Raw genomic sequence first — 14584 nt, 5'->3', positions numbered from 1 at the left:
CGCTTTAGGTCAGCTTGGCTGCCCGCTCGCACCGCCGTCGTCGGACGCGGTATGAGGTTCGCTGACGGCGGCCGCCGCAGCTTCCTGCACAGGATTCCGGATTCCGACGGCGGAGGCCAGCGCCCCGAACAGGAACAGGCCCGCTGTCACCAGCAAAGCGTTGTACAGTCCGTCCCGGGTGAAGGCCGGCCCCACAATCACCCCTGCGAAGGCGATGGAGATCAGACCCGCAATACGGGCAACCGCGTTGTTCACGGCTGAACCGATCCCGGCCTCCTCCGAGGGAACAGCGCCTAGAATGGCAGCCGTGAGGGGCGCAACCAACGTCGCCAGGCCAAGGCCAAAGACAATCTGCCCCGGCAACACCTGCGTCCAGTAGTTGAGCGGCTCCTGGACAGTCAATGACATCAGGAAGCCCGCACCGCACAGTAGAGGGCCTACCGTCATAAACCATCTGGGACCGTACTTTCCGGCGAGACCACCAAAGTAGGACGCACCCAGCATCAGGATGACTGTGCCCGGAAGCAGCGCCAGGCCCGCCACGGTGGCGCCCATGCCGCCTACCTGCTGCAAGTAAATGCCCAACACGAAGAAACCCAGGGAGATCGCGGCATAGATGGCCAGAGTGGCGAGATTACCCCAGGCAAAATTGCGGATACTGAAGAGTCGCAACGGCAACATGGGCTCAGCAGTCCGGGCCTCGTGGATGAGGAACAGCACCATCGCAACCACACCCACCACCAGTGGGACCCACACCTGGGCGCTCCCCCACCCCATCCTCCCCTGTTCGATGAAGGCATACACTGGCCCGCCCAAGCCAACCATGGCCAGGAAAGCTCCCAGGTAGTCGATGCTTTTGCTCTTGTCCCTCGCCGCATCCGACGACCGCAGGCTTGCAAGCATTGGCCAGATGGCAACAGCTGGGATGACATTGATGAAGAAGATCACCCGCCATGAGAGCAGGTCTACAGCAATGCCGCCGATCAGCGGACCCACAATAGCCGCAGCGCTCGTCCAACCCGACCACTGCCCGATGGCTTTTGACTGCGCCGGGCCGGTGAACGACGAGATGATCATGGCGAGCGAACTCGGAACAAGGAGGGCGCCGGCGATCCCTTGCAGTGCCCGGGAGACTACCAACACTTCGCCCGTCCACGCGAGCCCGCACATCACCGAGGTCACGGCAAAACCGGCTAGCCCCCATTCAAGAATTCTTGCCCTGCCGAAATGGTCAGATAGTGAACCGGCAACCAGGATCAAGGCCCCCAGTGTGAGCAGGTAAGCGTCCACCACCCACTGCTGGATGACCAGGCCGCCACCCAGTTCCCTTCCGATGGCTGGCAATGCGAGATTCACCACAAATCCATCGAGGATAGCGATGAACGACGCCACAATTGCCACCACCAGCACGCGTTTCTGGAGAGGTGTGCTCGGCGGAAGGACCGCAGCGTCAGTCATGTGCACAGCCTACGCCCGGGAAGTCCCGTATCGTTGAATGGTGATTAGCAGACGTGATGCCGCATTGGCCCTTGATATTTCGATGGAAATGGCCCAACGCCACGGCATTCCGTCCCGCCTCTCCGAGGCCGAACTCCGGGACATCCAGGACAATCCCCCGGCGTGGTTGGTTCAGTCCAGGGCCAACCGCACCGGCAAGCGACCCGTCTGGGTACACCTGACGTGTGCTGTCTGCGGATACACCGAGGCCGTTCGCCCCAAGAAATGGTGGCCGGACTTTTCCTTCGTCTTCTGTGGCACCCACCGGAACAGCGAACTTCCCGAACTGTTCCTCGGCGATGTCCGCAGCGAATATGAAGGCGTGGGAAGCCGTTTCATCGGCGTTGTCGACGTTCGCGAGGGCTAGGCCAGCTGGCTCATTTCGGATGGCACGGCAGTCAGCTTCAATACTGTGCCTTCCCGGAGCACCGTCAGCGGGAACGGCTGGCCGATAGCCTCGGCAAACAGCAATTTCTGCAAACTTTCAGCACTGGACACCGCTCGATCCTGCGCACGCAGCACCACATCCCCCGCTTGGAGCCCGGACAATTCCGCCGGCGAGCCCGGAATGACCTCCACTACTCGCAGACCTTCTTTCTGGCCGGTCCGAACCACCGAACTTGCATCCAGCGGTATTGGAGTGCTCACCAGGCCAAGATAAGCGCGGCGCACGCGGCCGTCCCTCAGCAGCGCTGCGATGATGCGCTGGGTTGTGCTGTTTATGGGTACTGCCAGCCCCAGCCCAAGACCCGCGACGGCGGTGTTGATGCCCACGATGCGTCCCCTCGTATCCGCCAGTGCACCCCCGGAGTTCCCTGGGTTGAGCGCAGCATCGGTTTGAATGACGTCCTCAATCACCCGCCGGTGTTCGCCCGCTCGTACGGGGATGGAACGCCCCAACCCGCTCACCACGCCAGCAGTTACCGAACCGGCCAAACCGAGCGGGTTCCCCACAGCAATCACCAGCTGGCCCACCCGTAGAGTGTCAGCGTTGCCCAGCAAAGCCGGAGGCGGGGTTGACTTCACGCCACGGACCACGGCCAGGTCGGAGAGGGGGTCTGCGCCCACCAGCTCCACATCAGTTTGCTTGCCATCCGCGAAAACGGCCCGACCGGACTGGATGCCTGCCACCACGTGGGCGTTGGTCAGCATGTATCCGTCGCCGGTGAAGACCACAGCTGAACCGCTTCCTCCGCGGACCCGTCCGCGGCGGTCTGTACTCGTCATTTCGATTGCAGCAACGTGGGGCGTCACCGACTCGGCAACCCGAATGACAATCTTTGAGTACGCGTCCAAGGCTCCGTCGTCGTCTGACGCCTGTTCTTCGAAAGCCTGGTTTGTCGTCATCTCGTGCCTCCTGCCAAGGTCCGCAGCGCTTCACCGCTAACCTTCGGCGACGCGTCTACCCTGTACAACTGCCATGCAGTTGCCGGTAGTCCGGAAGTTGCTACGCCGTGGGTGAACGAAGGCGCGTGGCAAAAAGAAAACCCCCGGATCACGAGGATCCGAGGGCTTTCCGGGGTGGAGATGGGGGGAATTGAAAACCCGTACAGCTATATTTCGGCACATCAGTTCAAGCTGTACTCCGCGTAATCTAGCGGTTCTTGCCGCATCCCTCTCAGTCCTTGCCTGATCCTTGTTGGCGACGGCCAACAAATTTGAGCAAAGAAATAGCCCCATCCTCCGCATTGGAAGATGGGGCTATTTCTTGGTTCTCAGTTGGCCTAGTCGTCAGAGCTTCTGGCAGCCTCAATGGCCGCAGTGAAGAACGCAAGAGCATCTTCACCCAGCGCGGCGCATACCGACTCTAGATCGTTGATGGTCATTGGCGCGCCATCACGCAGACGCTTCCCCAGGTAGCTCTCTGTTAGGCCTGCACGTGAGGCGAGCTCCTTCACTGATATTCGTTGTCGTGCGAGGGCTGCGCGGACTTCTGCCGAAACCGCCCGCGCAAGCGTCCCCGATTCCGGTATTCTCCCAAGTGCCATAAGTTCCATGCTAACTGCTCCCGACACTCAATGTTCGCAACAGCACTCAACGTGCCTGTCTTGATCATTCTAGCGCGTATATACGCGCCATGCTTCTATTTTTAAGACCCCCAGTACTGCTTACGAGCTTTGGTTGTGATTTAAACATGTAGACCCTATGCGACTATGTTTAACCACAGACGATGGCTTAAGCAAAAGGCCACCCCACCAAGCATGCTCGCGACATGTCGGCGGGGTGGCTTATCGTCTATCTATAGAACATATATTCGAACCTACTACTGGGGGCTACACCTTGAACCGAGAGCAGAACCACCCGCCATCAATCCGCGAAGCCGTCAACTTGGAGACAATGACGATCCGAGAACTCGGCGACCTAGCAGAGGCTTATGAGATGAGACTACTGGACATTCTTACCCTCTAGCCGGCGCTCGGCGCGCTCGACCAGTTCAACGATGGAGAGGTCGAGCGCGTCAGCGATGCTAAACGCGACGGGCATCGGGATATCCCTCTCACCTGAGAGGTAACGGCTGAGCGTACTGGTCTGCATACCAACGCTCTGCGCCATATCCTTCTGCTTCATATCCAACGCAGCCATCTCAGCCTTTATCTGAGTGACAAGTGCGGCCTGGATCTCTGTTCCGTAATTTCCCATGTCCACAATCTAGCGCCCATTTGTGCAGTTAACAAGTCAGTTCGGGAAATTATCTACCCAAAGTGGGATTGCGGGTGGTAGTTGCGCGCACACACGCGAGCGCGCAAGTACCACCTAGCAGGACTACTTGGTTTCATCAAATCGGTACTCAGTTTTGGAAACATGACTACTTGCGCGATTCCCAAATGGGAGCTAAGTTCGAAACATGGGAACTGAGCCAGCCCGCCTCAACGCGGCAATCACCAAAAACATTGACCAGGCTCTTGAAGACCAAAACATCACACGACATGAGCTGTCCGAGATGGCCGGAATCTCCAAGAGCACCTTCTACCGAAACATGAAATACCCCGCCGAGAAGTTCACGATTCGGGAAACAGGGCAGATCGCCGAAGCCCTTGGAGTAGGACTCCTAGACATCCTCAAAGACGAGGAACCGGCATGACAGACCAAATCTTCAGAACACCCGAGCAAGTCGCCCCAGAGTTGGGGATGACCAAGACGGAACTTCGGAACTACTGCCGGATATCCGGCATCCACACCAGACTCAGCAAGAACCGCATCATGCTCCACCAGGATGACGTCACCAAACTCATCGAGTGGGTCCGCGAGCGTAAGAACGCCGCAGACGACTGGACCAAAGCACCCGAGCAAGACCCCTTCAAGTAACACCAGCCGACGCCGGCACCCACGCCCCATTGTCCGGGCAAACACCACACCGCATTACCCCTACTGGTCCACGATCGGAGGTTTCCTGTGCAGGACTATGCCCTTTTGCAGGAAGCGCTCGTCGGTTTGTCCAAGAAGGACGCCGTCGAGCATCTTCACCATCTATTCCCACACAAGGCCGAACGCTGGTTCTGCCGCAACCTTCAACATCTCATGTCCCTTGACCCGCTCGGGCTATCCCGAATCCTGGGCCATTCCGACCCGACTGCCGACAAGGCAATCCGCAACATCGAAAAGGTGAAGGCGGCCACCATGCCCGGTGACCGCCTTCAGAAAAACCCATATCAAGGAGAACTTCTGTGAACAGCATACAAGAACATGGGCGCGATGAGCTGATGTTAGACAGTGCAGGCCCAACAGCGACCGGCTTTGGATTGAAGATGCACGCCGGCGGACCTCAGACAGCGGAGACTCTGCTATTCATCGCCGACTCAATGCGTTCGATGCTGGACGAGCATGACGCACCAAACTACGTCGAGATGGAACTCCGGGCGAGTGATAGCAAGCAGTACATCATGACGCTGCAGCGCAAGGGCCACATCACTCCCCATCAGGCACGAGTCGCTGCCGAGGAAGCGTTGGCAGTTGCCACCGCGGCGCCTGGACTTCCCGGCGCAGTCCTCGAGCACATCAATCAACGCAGCGAGTACGTGACTGCTGCTCGAAACTCTGGCGGGGACGTAGCTGATTACTACCGCTGGCAAGGCCACATGGAAGCCCGCCGCCAACTGGCTGAAAGGCTCGGCTACACGGTGCCTTACGAGATCGGCGATAAGGCTGAACCAAAGGCGGCCACCGAATGAGGGCCCTCGCGTTGGAGCAAGACAAAGACGCGTGGCTCGAAGACGCGGTTGCCACGATTGTTGGCCTAGCTGAGTCGCAGGAGACGTTCACGGCTGATGATCTGCGCCGGGAGATGCGTGAGCCTGATGATTCGCATTGGCCTGGGACGGCGTTCACGAAGGCCAGGAGTCTGGGCTACATCGAGGGCGTGGACGGGCGCTACGTGACATCAACAACCCCCAGCCGCAACCACAGTGCTTTGAAGCTGTGGACGAAGAAGAAGGCGGAACGGTCATGAGCCTCGATTGCTTCTATGTGCTTGCGTTTGTCGTTGTGTGCGTCGTCGGTTGCATCGAGTTCGGCAAGGCGACACGGCATGACGCCCGCTTGGAACCGTGCGAGCCCGTTGATTACGACGCGCTGGCCGAAGAACAAGACACCCGCGAAGCCGACGACGGTGACGCATGGCGCAAGGAGGAACGATGAATTTCTTCCAGCTGGCCTTTTGGTTGAACAGGGATCAGCCTGTCAAGCACGGATACACGGCAGGCAGCGAGGAAGACCGGCCGGTGTTCCGAATCGGTCCCGTCGTAGTCGCTTGGGAACTTACTAAGGACCACTCATGATCCGTAACCCGCGCCGTGCCCCACACCTGAACCAGCGTCCGGCTGAGGGTATGCCGGCGGGTGGTTGGGCGGCCGCTGACCTGAACCTCCCGTGGTGGTGGTACGACCAGATAGCCCGGTGCGCTACCGGCTGCGAATACCCCATCAGCGGCGATCAGAAGCCAGAGAAAAGGGAGGCGGCATGAATCGCATCTGGTTCTGGAAGCCACAGTGGCATTGGTACGGCCGGAAGACTCTCATCCCCGTCTACTTCGGCCATGACGAGTATGCCCGCCAAACGATAATGCTCGGATGGACAATCACCGGCCGAGTCATCCTCGCCGTACGTGACTGTCGCTCTCCTGAATGCCATGACGCGGACTGGGCAAAGCGAGTGCTGGTTGCGCTGCGTGCCCGCAACGTACGGAAGCTTCGATGACAACCCCGCCAACCCTTCCGCCGCCTCTCCCGCCGATCCTCGCCGCGAAAGCCCGCAACCCCTTGCAAGTTGAACTTGCAACAATCCTCCGAGACTTGAAAGAAGAACCCACCAAATGAGCGCTTACCTGCCGGGCAACCCATACGCCGACGATGGCATGCAGTACACAGCCCAAGCATCCGAGCACAACGCCTGGAACTACGAAGACAGGCTCATCATGGCGACCATGGCCAACTCCTTCGCCACCCTTGCCCTCGCTCACGAGCAGCGCACCGCCAACCTCATCGCCTTATGGACAGAACCCAACGCTGACATAACACCCATGGGCGGAATCAACTACGGCAACATCGCTACGCAGATCAAGGAAAGGCTGGGCCTCTGATGTCTGACATCCCCTCCTTGTTGCAGCCCCTGAAAGACCGACTCGCCGCAGCCACACCCGGACCGTGGCAGGCGTATCGCAACGAACGCGAAGTGAACATGTGGGTCCTCTCCGGGGACGGCGCCTTGGAATGCAATCTCGGCTACCTCGGCAATAGGCCCGAGAATGACGCTGAGTTCATCGCCTCAGCCCCCACGGATCAGGCCAAGCTCATCGCAGCCATAGAAGAGGTCGCGAACCTTCACGAGCACCGCACCGGGGAATACCGCGATATGCACGGCCAGTGCTGGATTGGTGACTACTGCTTGGAGTGCCGCGACGAATGGCCCTGCGACACGATCACGAACCTCACCCAGGCGTTGGGTGGTGACACGGTATGAGCGAGCACCTGCACTATGTGAAGGTCACAGCGGCCGAACCTGACGAAGACGGATGGCGCGATGAGCCAGACGTAAAGTTCGAATGCCGAGGCAACGAATCATCCCAGTGCCGCAACTACCCAGGATGCGAATGCGAGTACTGGTCCGATGACCACGAGCACCCGTCCATCCCGCAAGACGAATGCTGGATGCAAGGCTGGTTCGACGTCGGTGGCCACTGCTACATAGATGATGGCGCGCATGACATGGATGACACCTGCCTTCCACGAGACATGACTCGCGAAGGCTTCATCGTCGCTTCCTTCGACGGCGACTGCCTCACTTGGGAATGGGTTGATGCCTGATCTGTTGCCGGGTATGGGCGCGGACTTCTGGCAACGACAAACCAACACCTACCCAGGCTGTGCATGCCCGCCCAGCCGATACGACCCGCGCACACCCAAACCCGTAAACCCCGCATGCCCAATGCACGGCCAAGGAGAACCGCCATGTGCAACCTCATCGAACACACCGAACGCGACCAACGACAACAACAAGCCAAACGGTTAGAACCCATATACGCCGCACTCGCTAATGAACGAGGCATCCCATACCAAGGCCCCACAGAGGGCCCTTTTTTATGCCCAGAAACGGAGCAGCAATGACCCTGCACACATACCCCGAGCTGGAACAAGGCTCTGACGAATGGCTCCAAGCACGCTGCGGCATCCTCACCGCATCTGTGATCGGCAACCTTGTTTCGTCCCGCCAGCCCACAGCCCTTGAAACTGGCTGCCCCGAATGCGGCGCCACACCAAACGGGCCCTGCCTTGGCAAACGCACGCCGGACCCGATCAAGACACTCCACCCAGCCCGGGCAGCAGCAGCCCGCGAACTGGACAGGGTCATAGCAGCGGACACCACCAGCGAAACAGCGCTCGGCCTCATCATGACCTTGGCGGCCGAACGCATCACCGGCTTTGTTGAGCCCACGGTGCAGTCCCGGGCCATGGAACGCGGGCAACTTGATGAGCCCTACGCCCGAGACGCCTACTCCACCCACCACGCCCGTGTCACCGAGCTTGGCTTCATGGTCCGCGAGTTCGATAGCTTCCGGATTGGCTACTCCCCGGATGGGTTGGTCAGTGATGACGGCCTGATCGAAATCAAGTCCCGCACCCAGAAGATGCAGCTCAAGACTGTCCTTGCTGACGAGGTGCCTGGCGAGAACATGGCGCAACTCCAAACCGGCTTGCTCGTCACTGGCCGCCCATGGATCGACTACACCAGCTTTTGCGGCGGCATGAAGCTATGGACCAAGCGCGTCTACCCAGACCCCGCATGGCACGCAGCCATCATCGACGCCGCCAACCAGGCGGAAACCATCATCAACAACATGGTCAGCGACTACCTCGAAGCCACCGCCGGCATGCCCGACACCGAACGCATCGACCACTTCCAAGAATTGGAGCTGTACTGATGGACCTCGCAGAGAGTGTTGCTCCACGATCTGATCAATTGAACGCGGACGACCTACTTCCTGGGCCGCAGACCTTCACTGTTGAGCGTGCGGAGTCGGTCGCAGCGGAAGGGCGAAAGAAGCTAGTTGTCCATCTCGTTGAGACGCCCGGGCGCCCATACAAGCCAAGCCTGAACATGGGCCGCGTGCTCATCAAAGTCTGGGGCCGGGACAGTACCGCTTGGCCGGGAAAGCGGCTCACCCTATACCGCGATGACAAAGTGAGATTTGGCCCAGAAACCCTCGGCGGCATCAGGATTAGCCACGTCTCCCATATCGAGCGCCGCACTTTGGCGCCGATCACACCAGCAAAGGGTAAACGTGGCACGTGGACAGTCGAGCCACTGCCTGACACGCCCAGCCCTGAACCCGCCACCGAACCATGGCTAGCCCAGTGGCAGGCGATTAAGAACGCACTCACCGAAGCCGGATACGAAGGCGACGGCAAAGCCATGCTAGCCACCGCCGGGCAAGTCATCGGCACCACATGGGAACACCCCAACAAAATCAGCCCCGAAGACGCACAAAAAGTCCTCGCAGCCGTCCGAGAAGACACCCACCAGGAGCCCACCGAATGAGCAAGACCAAAGAAGAAGGCCTAGTCAGCGTAAGTATCCACGCCGGCGAACTCGTAGACACCGGGCGCGGAAACGATGACACCCACCAACTCCGCATGGGCTACACCAACTTCATCCACATCACCCCGGAGACCGCCACGCAATGGCTTAGCGTGCTCACCCCCATCGCTAAGGAGGCCAGCGAATGAGCGGCGAAACAATGCTGACTATCCGCGGGCGCTTAGTCGCTGACGCTGAGCTTAAGTTCACACCGTCCGGCGCGGCAGTCGTGAACTTCAAAGTCGCCACAAACTCTTCCAAGCAGGACCGGCAGACAGGCGACTGGAAAGACCAGCCCACGAAGTTCTGGCGCTGCGAGGCGTGGAACCAAGGCAAACTGGCCCGCGCCGAGAACATCGCCAACATGCTGAAAAAGGGGGATGCGGTCATCCTTCACGGCGAACTCGTAACCCGCGAATACGAAACCCGGGAAGGCGAGAAACGCTCAGCCGATGAGATCCGCGTCGAAGCAATCGGCAAAGACCTCACCTTCCACGGCCAGGCATACGCACAGAACGAACAACCGCCGGCCGCCCAGTCGGACCCTTGGGCCACACCACCGCCCCAAGACAGCGGAGGATGGGGCACAACCGGAGAGGCGCCCTTCTAATGGCCGAAAAGACAGCCCTCGAACTGAAGATCCAGCGAGCATGGGAAGACGCCATGGATGACTTCTTCAGTCAAGTTTGCCGCTACGGGGAACGTGAAGGCATTACTGATTCGGACCTCACTGACGCGATAAGCAGGCAGATCGACGGGGACACAGCCGACTGTTTCCAGGACTATCTCAACGACTAACTCACCACACCCCAGGCCGCCCACGGGCGGTTTTTTCATGCCCAGCGGCGCCCGGCCACACGTCGGGCGCCGCTACCGAAAGGACCCAATGAACCACGCACAGCAGCTACTCGAACAGCACCAAGTACCAGTCATCCTCTACTCGAAGACACCCTGCGTCCAATGCGATGCCATGGTCCGGAAGCTCACCAAGGAAGGCGTGCCCTTCCACAAGGTAGACGTCACCCAGGACCCCGCCGCGTATGAGTTCGTGACCAGCCTCAACTACGCACAAGTCCCGGTCACTTACACCAGCGGCGACGAGCACTGGGGCGGATATGTGCCCGCCAACGTCGAAGCACTGACACCCAAGGAGGCAGCGGCATGAGCGAGACGGAAAACGGCGGCTGGTCATTTCCAAATACAAGCAGCCGCACCAAGGCCCATTTCTTCCCCAAAGCTGAATTGTTTGAGGCGAGCATCTGCGGCCGCTGGGCATACGTCGGGCTCCCTATCCAAGGCGGCCGCGACTCAGCCCCTTCGCCGGACGACTGCAACGCCTGCCGCAAGAAGATCGAGGCCGCATGAGCAAGCTGCTCACCGACCCGTGCTGCGGAATATGCCGGTCCAACACGGGTATCTGCCTGAGCCGCGGCGCATGCGACCACCATGTAGACGCACGCCGCCGACAAGACGCCAACGACCGCGCCATGACCACACACCGCGATCCCACAGGCAACAAAGCCGTCAACAACGTCATGCGCGCACAACGAAAACGCGCAACCGCACCCAAACGCCCATTCAACTACCCCAAGGAAGAACGATGACCAACCAACGGCTAGAGGCCGCCACCCGGGAAGCCTGCACCGACGACCGCCGAGGGAAACCAAGCCCAGGCTCCGGACGACACAAAACAATCGACCGTGAAGAAGTCCGCACCCGCACCCTCAACGGCCAAAGCCTCGAAACCATCGCCAACGAACTCGGATACAGCGTCCGCGGCATCGCAAACGTCCGCGCCGAACTCGGGCTAACCGGCAACCGAACATCACGACTCACCCCAGAACGCAAAGCCCGCATCGAAAAGATGCTGGACGACGGCTGGTCATTCGCCGAAATCACCCGCACTGAGGGCTCTGACTACGCAACCCTCCAACGCCACTTTCCTGGCCGCCAATGGACATGGGAGCAGCGCCTCGACTACCTCCGCACACTCCGCCAAACCGGCGTTACCCACCGCGGCCGCTACCAACGAAGGAAAGCAGCATGAACGCAACAGCCCACATCAAAGCCCTAGACCTCTTCGCCGGCACAGGCTGGGGAGTCGCCTGCCAATGGCTCGGCATCAAAGAAGCAGGCGTCGAAATCATGCCCGAAGCCGTAGTCACCCGCGAAGCCAACGGCATGGAAACCATCTACCGCGACGTGTGGGACGGGCTGAGCCTGACACAAGAACAGCACCGCGACACTTACGGATCATTCGGGCTAAGCATTGCCTCGCCGCCGTGCCAAACATTCAGTCCTGCTGGAAATGGAGCAGGCCGGGCAGCACTCAACGAGGTCCTTGAGGCCATCCAGTTGCACTCGTACAAGGACGTTGATGCGCTCCAGGCCTTTGGGGAGAAACATGATCCTCGTACAGCCCTCGTGCTGACCCCGCTTGCCTACGTTTGGCGTGACCGGCCAAAGCTTGTTGCTTGGGAACAGGTTCCCACTGTCCTCCCTGTCTGGCAGGCATGTGCAGATGTCATGCGCAGGTGGGGATACGAGGTGAAAGTTGAGGTGCTCCACGCAGAGCAGTACGGTGTCCCGCAGACCCGCAAGCGTGCCATCTTGGTGGCCCGGCGCGGAGGGCCCGTGCATCTGCCAATCCCTACCCACTCCCGGTACTACACCAACAGTCCAGCCAAGCTTGACCCTGGGGTGAAGAAGTGGGTCAGTATGGGCGAAGCCCTGGGACTCTCTGGCTTCTCAGCAGAGAAGGTCATGGGCAAAGGAATGGTCGAACGTCATGGGTCACGGCCCGGGCGGGATCACGAGTCACCTGCATTCACTATTCGGGCGTCCGCGGGCGGAATGGAGCCTGGAGGGTTTGTGCTGCGCTCCAACTACGGCACAGGCGGCGACCCTACCAAACGTGGCGAACGGACCATCGACCAACCGGCGGCGACCCTGACCAGCAAGGCAGACCGGATGAAATGGGACGGCGTGCGACGACTGACTGTGGAGGAAGCCGCCGCACTGCAGTCTTACCCGACAAACCTCGTGTTGTGCCACGGCGTACAAAAGAACTCGGCCCGCCGCCGTCTTGACGAACCTGCGGCAACGATCGCATTCGGGCATGACTCCGCGTCCAAGGGATTCGCCCCTGCCGAAATCGTCGATCATCTGGAACTGCGCGCTGCAAAGGCTGACGGCCGGTTTACTCCGATCACCATCAACCAGGCCGCCACGCTGCAGAGCTACCCACCGTTCGAATTCCGAGGCACCACGGGCAAGCAGTTCCTGCAGATCGGCAACGCCGTTCCGCCAGTGCTGGCCGAAGCTGTCCTAGCCGCCCTCATCGGGATCCGGCCCGGCAGATGACCGAACCACCAAGAAAGGAGTAGCCGTGGCGAAAGACACCCGCCCGTACTTCACGATGACGGCAAGCAACCCGCCACGCACCGATGGACCACGCCCACACTTGAGCGCAGGAAGGCACCTCATCCCTCAGCGATACGTAGTCGGCTGGCCCGATGGAATTGTGAAAGTCGGCGTGACCGACTTTGGGAGGCGACGTTGGGGCCCATTCTTGTCGCGTGGAGGAACAATGCTGGATCTTGCTTACTACGAGACTCTCGCGGACTCGTCACAAGCGGAATCTTGGCTGCAATCGAGGCTTCTGGAAAGGTACTCTTTCGCATTCAGCGATCGGAGCCAGGCTGAACCGTACTTAGGCGGACGTGGCGCGGGATCAATGGAATGCTTTCGGATCCCGGTGGGCGACTGGCCCGAGGTCATTGAACTTGCGAGGGCCGAGTAATGGCATGGTTCAACGCTGACGACAAAATGCACTCCCACCCAAAGTCCCGGGTAGCGGGGCTCGAAGCAATGGGGCTGTGGCTACTCGCCGGCACATACTGCACGGACTACCTCACGGACGGGGCCGTGCCGCTCTGGTTCGTTGAATCATGGCCCCGAGGCAAGCAACTAGCTCAGAAGCTCATCAAAGCCGGGTTCTGGGCTGCTGACAGTGAGGACTACCAGTTCCTCTCCTGGGGCGAGTACCAACGCACAAAGTCACAAGTGCTCGCGGACAAGAAGAAAGCTGCCGACCGCAAGAAGAAGTGGATGGAAGAACAAGCGAAGAACGGATAAGGAACGCCGTTCTGTCACCGTTCCAAAAACGTCAGGAACGCAAACCGGACGCCGTTCGAAAAAGTGCCCAAGACCAAGACCAAGACCAAGTACTTAATACTCACCTCGGGCGATCATCCTCACCCTCTGTTTCTGGCTGGCTTTTAGAGAAGTGATGAAAAGAGTTTCCAGCCAATCATCCAGTTACTTAACGCGAGACCAGGCGATTTTTGGTTGAAAGGAATCGACCATGACCAACACAGAATCAACCCGACACCTGTCGAAGCGGATGACCCCCGCGCAGGTCTGCCAAGCGAAAGGCTGGGCAGTAGGAACACGCATCAAAGGTGACGAAGGGTACGGCGAGACAGTCATCCAGATCACCGCCATCGGTGAAAAGCGAGTCCTAGCCCGGCAGATCACCCACAAGGGACAGGAGCAAACCGGCAGCGAATCAACATGGACCCTCGCGCACCGTGACTGGGAGCCAGTGTGATCACGGACCAACAGGCCCGCGCTGTGGCTTTCCTGCTCCACGAACTCCGACCGGACTGGGGCTTCACATCGCTGATGTCACTCATCGACAAGCACCGTGACATCCCAGACCTTGGGGCGATGATCATCGCAGCCACCACCAAGGCCATGGAACCGAGTTGCAAGACCCCGGCCCCGATCTTCCACCCAGGACCGCACTGGCCCGAACGCACCAAGCAGCTTATGCCCAAGCCGCCACCCTGCCAGCAGCACATCGGCCAGGACGCCCACAACTGCCGCTCCTGCCAAGGAGACATCAAAGCCGGACTACGACCCCCGGACATGATCGGCAAAACCTACGACCCACCCACAGAAGACCACGAAGCCCCGGCAAACGCTGGGGCTTAGCCATACCCAAGGAGAACAA

30 protein-coding genes are annotated in these 14584 nt (G+C 59.8%); 26 read left to right on the top strand and 4 right to left on the bottom strand.

Annotated features, from left to right (window positions below; genetic code table 11):
• Positions 1-9: 9 nt before the first annotated feature.
• Positions 10-1464 carry a DHA2 family efflux MFS transporter permease subunit gene (locus tag ACZ881_RS01060; protein ID WP_476112042.1) on the bottom strand — a complete coding sequence of 485 codons (1455 nt, stop codon included), beginning with the start codon at positions 1462-1464 and terminating at the stop codon, positions 10-12.
• A gap of 31 nt (positions 1465-1495) precedes the next feature.
• Between ACZ881_RS01060 and ACZ881_RS01055 the strand changes: the two genes are divergently transcribed.
• Positions 1496-1864, top strand: a complete 369-nt coding sequence (locus ACZ881_RS01055; RefSeq protein ID WP_256870808.1) for a hypothetical protein — start codon at positions 1496-1498, stop codon at positions 1862-1864.
• On the opposite strand, the gene ACZ881_RS01050 is transcribed toward ACZ881_RS01055, so the two are convergent.
• From ACZ881_RS01050 to ACZ881_RS01040, 3 genes are all read right to left on the bottom strand, one after another.
• Complete coding sequence (locus ACZ881_RS01050; protein WP_476112040.1) at positions 1861-2844, bottom strand: S1C family serine protease; 984 nt, start codon at positions 2842-2844, stop codon at positions 1861-1863. The genes ACZ881_RS01055 and ACZ881_RS01050 overlap by 4 nt on opposite strands.
• A 377-nt stretch (positions 2845-3221) precedes the next feature.
• Positions 3222-3485 carry a helix-turn-helix domain-containing protein gene (locus ACZ881_RS01045; RefSeq protein ID WP_476112038.1) on the bottom strand — a complete coding sequence of 88 codons (264 nt, stop codon included), beginning with the start codon at positions 3483-3485 and terminating at the stop codon, positions 3222-3224.
• A 397-nt stretch (positions 3486-3882) separates the two neighbouring features.
• Entirely contained in the window at positions 3883-4137 is a 255-nt protein-coding gene (locus tag ACZ881_RS01040; RefSeq protein WP_476112036.1) for a helix-turn-helix domain-containing protein, read from the bottom strand.
• A 205-nt stretch (positions 4138-4342) separates the two neighbouring features.
• Here ACZ881_RS01040 and ACZ881_RS01035 point away from each other — a divergent pair, with 205 nt between their 5' ends.
• The 25 genes from ACZ881_RS01035 to ACZ881_RS00915 all read left to right on the top strand — a co-directional run bounded on the left by ACZ881_RS01035 (position 4343) and on the right by ACZ881_RS00915 (position 14565).
• Entirely contained in the window at positions 4343-4579 is a 237-nt protein-coding gene (locus ACZ881_RS01035) for a helix-turn-helix domain-containing protein (protein WP_476112034.1), read from the top strand.
• Positions 4576-4803 carry a hypothetical protein gene (locus ACZ881_RS01030; RefSeq protein WP_476112032.1) on the top strand — a complete coding sequence of 76 codons (228 nt, stop codon included), beginning with the start codon at positions 4576-4578 and terminating at the stop codon, positions 4801-4803. The genes ACZ881_RS01035 and ACZ881_RS01030 overlap by 4 nt, the downstream gene beginning before the upstream one ends.
• Before the next feature lie 87 nt (positions 4804-4890).
• Positions 4891-5166: a hypothetical protein gene (locus ACZ881_RS01025; protein WP_476112030.1), complete on the top strand. Its 276-nt coding sequence runs from the start codon at positions 4891-4893 to the stop codon at positions 5164-5166.
• Positions 5163-5666, top strand: coding sequence for a hypothetical protein (locus ACZ881_RS01020; RefSeq protein WP_476112028.1), 504 nt, complete (start codon positions 5163-5165; stop codon positions 5664-5666). Before ACZ881_RS01025 ends, ACZ881_RS01020 begins: the two co-directional genes overlap by 4 nt.
• On the top strand, positions 5663-5944 hold the full coding sequence (locus ACZ881_RS01015; protein ID WP_476112026.1) for a hypothetical protein: 282 nt from the start codon (positions 5663-5665) through the stop codon (positions 5942-5944). Before ACZ881_RS01020 ends, ACZ881_RS01015 begins: the two co-directional genes overlap by 4 nt.
• Complete coding sequence (locus tag ACZ881_RS01010) at positions 5941-6132, top strand: hypothetical protein (RefSeq protein WP_476112024.1); 192 nt, start codon at positions 5941-5943, stop codon at positions 6130-6132. Before ACZ881_RS01015 ends, ACZ881_RS01010 begins: the two co-directional genes overlap by 4 nt.
• The gene (locus tag ACZ881_RS01005) at positions 6129-6272 is read left to right on the top strand and encodes a hypothetical protein (protein WP_476112022.1); all 144 of its coding nucleotides are present in this window, start codon (positions 6129-6131) and stop codon (positions 6270-6272) included. The genes ACZ881_RS01010 and ACZ881_RS01005 overlap by 4 nt, the downstream gene beginning before the upstream one ends.
• The gene (locus ACZ881_RS01000; RefSeq protein ID WP_476112020.1) at positions 6269-6457 is read left to right on the top strand and encodes a hypothetical protein; all 189 of its coding nucleotides are present in this window, start codon (positions 6269-6271) and stop codon (positions 6455-6457) included. Before ACZ881_RS01005 ends, ACZ881_RS01000 begins: the two co-directional genes overlap by 4 nt.
• A complete protein-coding gene (locus tag ACZ881_RS00995) occupies positions 6454-6690 on the top strand; it encodes a hypothetical protein (RefSeq protein WP_476112018.1) in 237 nt (78 codons plus the stop codon). The genes ACZ881_RS01000 and ACZ881_RS00995 overlap by 4 nt, the downstream gene beginning before the upstream one ends.
• 115 nt (positions 6691-6805) lie before the next feature.
• Positions 6806-7072 (top strand): hypothetical protein, encoded by a 267-nt coding sequence (locus tag ACZ881_RS00990; protein WP_476112016.1) that lies wholly within the window; start codon positions 6806-6808, stop codon positions 7070-7072.
• Positions 7072-7452 (top strand): hypothetical protein, encoded by a 381-nt coding sequence (locus ACZ881_RS00985; protein WP_476112014.1) that lies wholly within the window; start codon positions 7072-7074, stop codon positions 7450-7452. Before ACZ881_RS00990 ends, ACZ881_RS00985 begins: the two co-directional genes overlap by 1 nt.
• Positions 7449-7796, top strand: a complete 348-nt coding sequence (locus tag ACZ881_RS00980) for a hypothetical protein (protein ID WP_476112013.1) — start codon at positions 7449-7451, stop codon at positions 7794-7796. The genes ACZ881_RS00985 and ACZ881_RS00980 overlap by 4 nt, the downstream gene beginning before the upstream one ends.
• 296 nt (positions 7797-8092) lie before the next feature.
• Positions 8093-8911, top strand: a complete 819-nt coding sequence (locus ACZ881_RS00975; RefSeq protein WP_476112011.1) for a YqaJ viral recombinase family protein — start codon at positions 8093-8095, stop codon at positions 8909-8911.
• Positions 8911-9528 (top strand): hypothetical protein, encoded by a 618-nt coding sequence (locus ACZ881_RS00970; protein ID WP_476112009.1) that lies wholly within the window; start codon positions 8911-8913, stop codon positions 9526-9528. Before ACZ881_RS00975 ends, ACZ881_RS00970 begins: the two co-directional genes overlap by 1 nt.
• Positions 9525-9716: a hypothetical protein gene (locus ACZ881_RS00965; protein WP_476112007.1), complete on the top strand. Its 192-nt coding sequence runs from the start codon at positions 9525-9527 to the stop codon at positions 9714-9716. Before ACZ881_RS00970 ends, ACZ881_RS00965 begins: the two co-directional genes overlap by 4 nt.
• Positions 9713-10177, top strand: a complete 465-nt coding sequence (gene ssb / locus ACZ881_RS00960; RefSeq protein WP_476112005.1) for a single-stranded DNA-binding protein — start codon at positions 9713-9715, stop codon at positions 10175-10177. The genes ACZ881_RS00965 and ssb overlap by 4 nt, the downstream gene beginning before the upstream one ends.
• Positions 10177-10365: a hypothetical protein gene (locus ACZ881_RS00955; RefSeq protein ID WP_476112003.1), complete on the top strand. Its 189-nt coding sequence runs from the start codon at positions 10177-10179 to the stop codon at positions 10363-10365. The genes ssb and ACZ881_RS00955 overlap by 1 nt, the downstream gene beginning before the upstream one ends.
• An 88-nt stretch (positions 10366-10453) precedes the next feature.
• Positions 10454-10732, top strand: coding sequence for a glutaredoxin family protein (locus ACZ881_RS00950; RefSeq protein ID WP_476112001.1), 279 nt, complete (start codon positions 10454-10456; stop codon positions 10730-10732).
• On the top strand, positions 10729-10932 hold the full coding sequence (locus ACZ881_RS00945) for a hypothetical protein (RefSeq protein WP_476111999.1): 204 nt from the start codon (positions 10729-10731) through the stop codon (positions 10930-10932). The genes ACZ881_RS00950 and ACZ881_RS00945 overlap by 4 nt, the downstream gene beginning before the upstream one ends.
• Positions 10929-11171 carry a hypothetical protein gene (locus ACZ881_RS00940; RefSeq protein WP_476111997.1) on the top strand — a complete coding sequence of 81 codons (243 nt, stop codon included), beginning with the start codon at positions 10929-10931 and terminating at the stop codon, positions 11169-11171. Before ACZ881_RS00945 ends, ACZ881_RS00940 begins: the two co-directional genes overlap by 4 nt.
• On the top strand, positions 11168-11614 hold the full coding sequence (locus ACZ881_RS00935) for a hypothetical protein (protein WP_476111995.1): 447 nt from the start codon (positions 11168-11170) through the stop codon (positions 11612-11614). Before ACZ881_RS00940 ends, ACZ881_RS00935 begins: the two co-directional genes overlap by 4 nt.
• A complete protein-coding gene (locus tag ACZ881_RS00930) occupies positions 11611-12930 on the top strand; it encodes a DNA cytosine methyltransferase (RefSeq protein ID WP_476111993.1) in 1320 nt (439 codons plus the stop codon). The genes ACZ881_RS00935 and ACZ881_RS00930 overlap by 4 nt, the downstream gene beginning before the upstream one ends.
• Positions 12931-13368: 438 nt before the next feature.
• The gene (locus tag ACZ881_RS00925) at positions 13369-13704 is read left to right on the top strand and encodes a hypothetical protein (protein WP_476111992.1); all 336 of its coding nucleotides are present in this window, start codon (positions 13369-13371) and stop codon (positions 13702-13704) included.
• A gap of 229 nt (positions 13705-13933) precedes the next feature.
• Positions 13934-14179 carry a DUF7241 domain-containing protein gene (locus ACZ881_RS00920; RefSeq protein WP_476111991.1) on the top strand — a complete coding sequence of 82 codons (246 nt, stop codon included), beginning with the start codon at positions 13934-13936 and terminating at the stop codon, positions 14177-14179.
• Entirely contained in the window at positions 14176-14565 is a 390-nt protein-coding gene (locus ACZ881_RS00915; RefSeq protein ID WP_476111989.1) for a hypothetical protein, read from the top strand. Before ACZ881_RS00920 ends, ACZ881_RS00915 begins: the two co-directional genes overlap by 4 nt.
• Positions 14566-14584 lie beyond the last annotated feature (19 nt).

This window comes from Paenarthrobacter sp. TE3676 (assembly GCF_056279165.1).
Note: the sequence above shows the minus strand (reverse complement) of the source record. Positions and strands in the feature narration are given on the sequence as shown.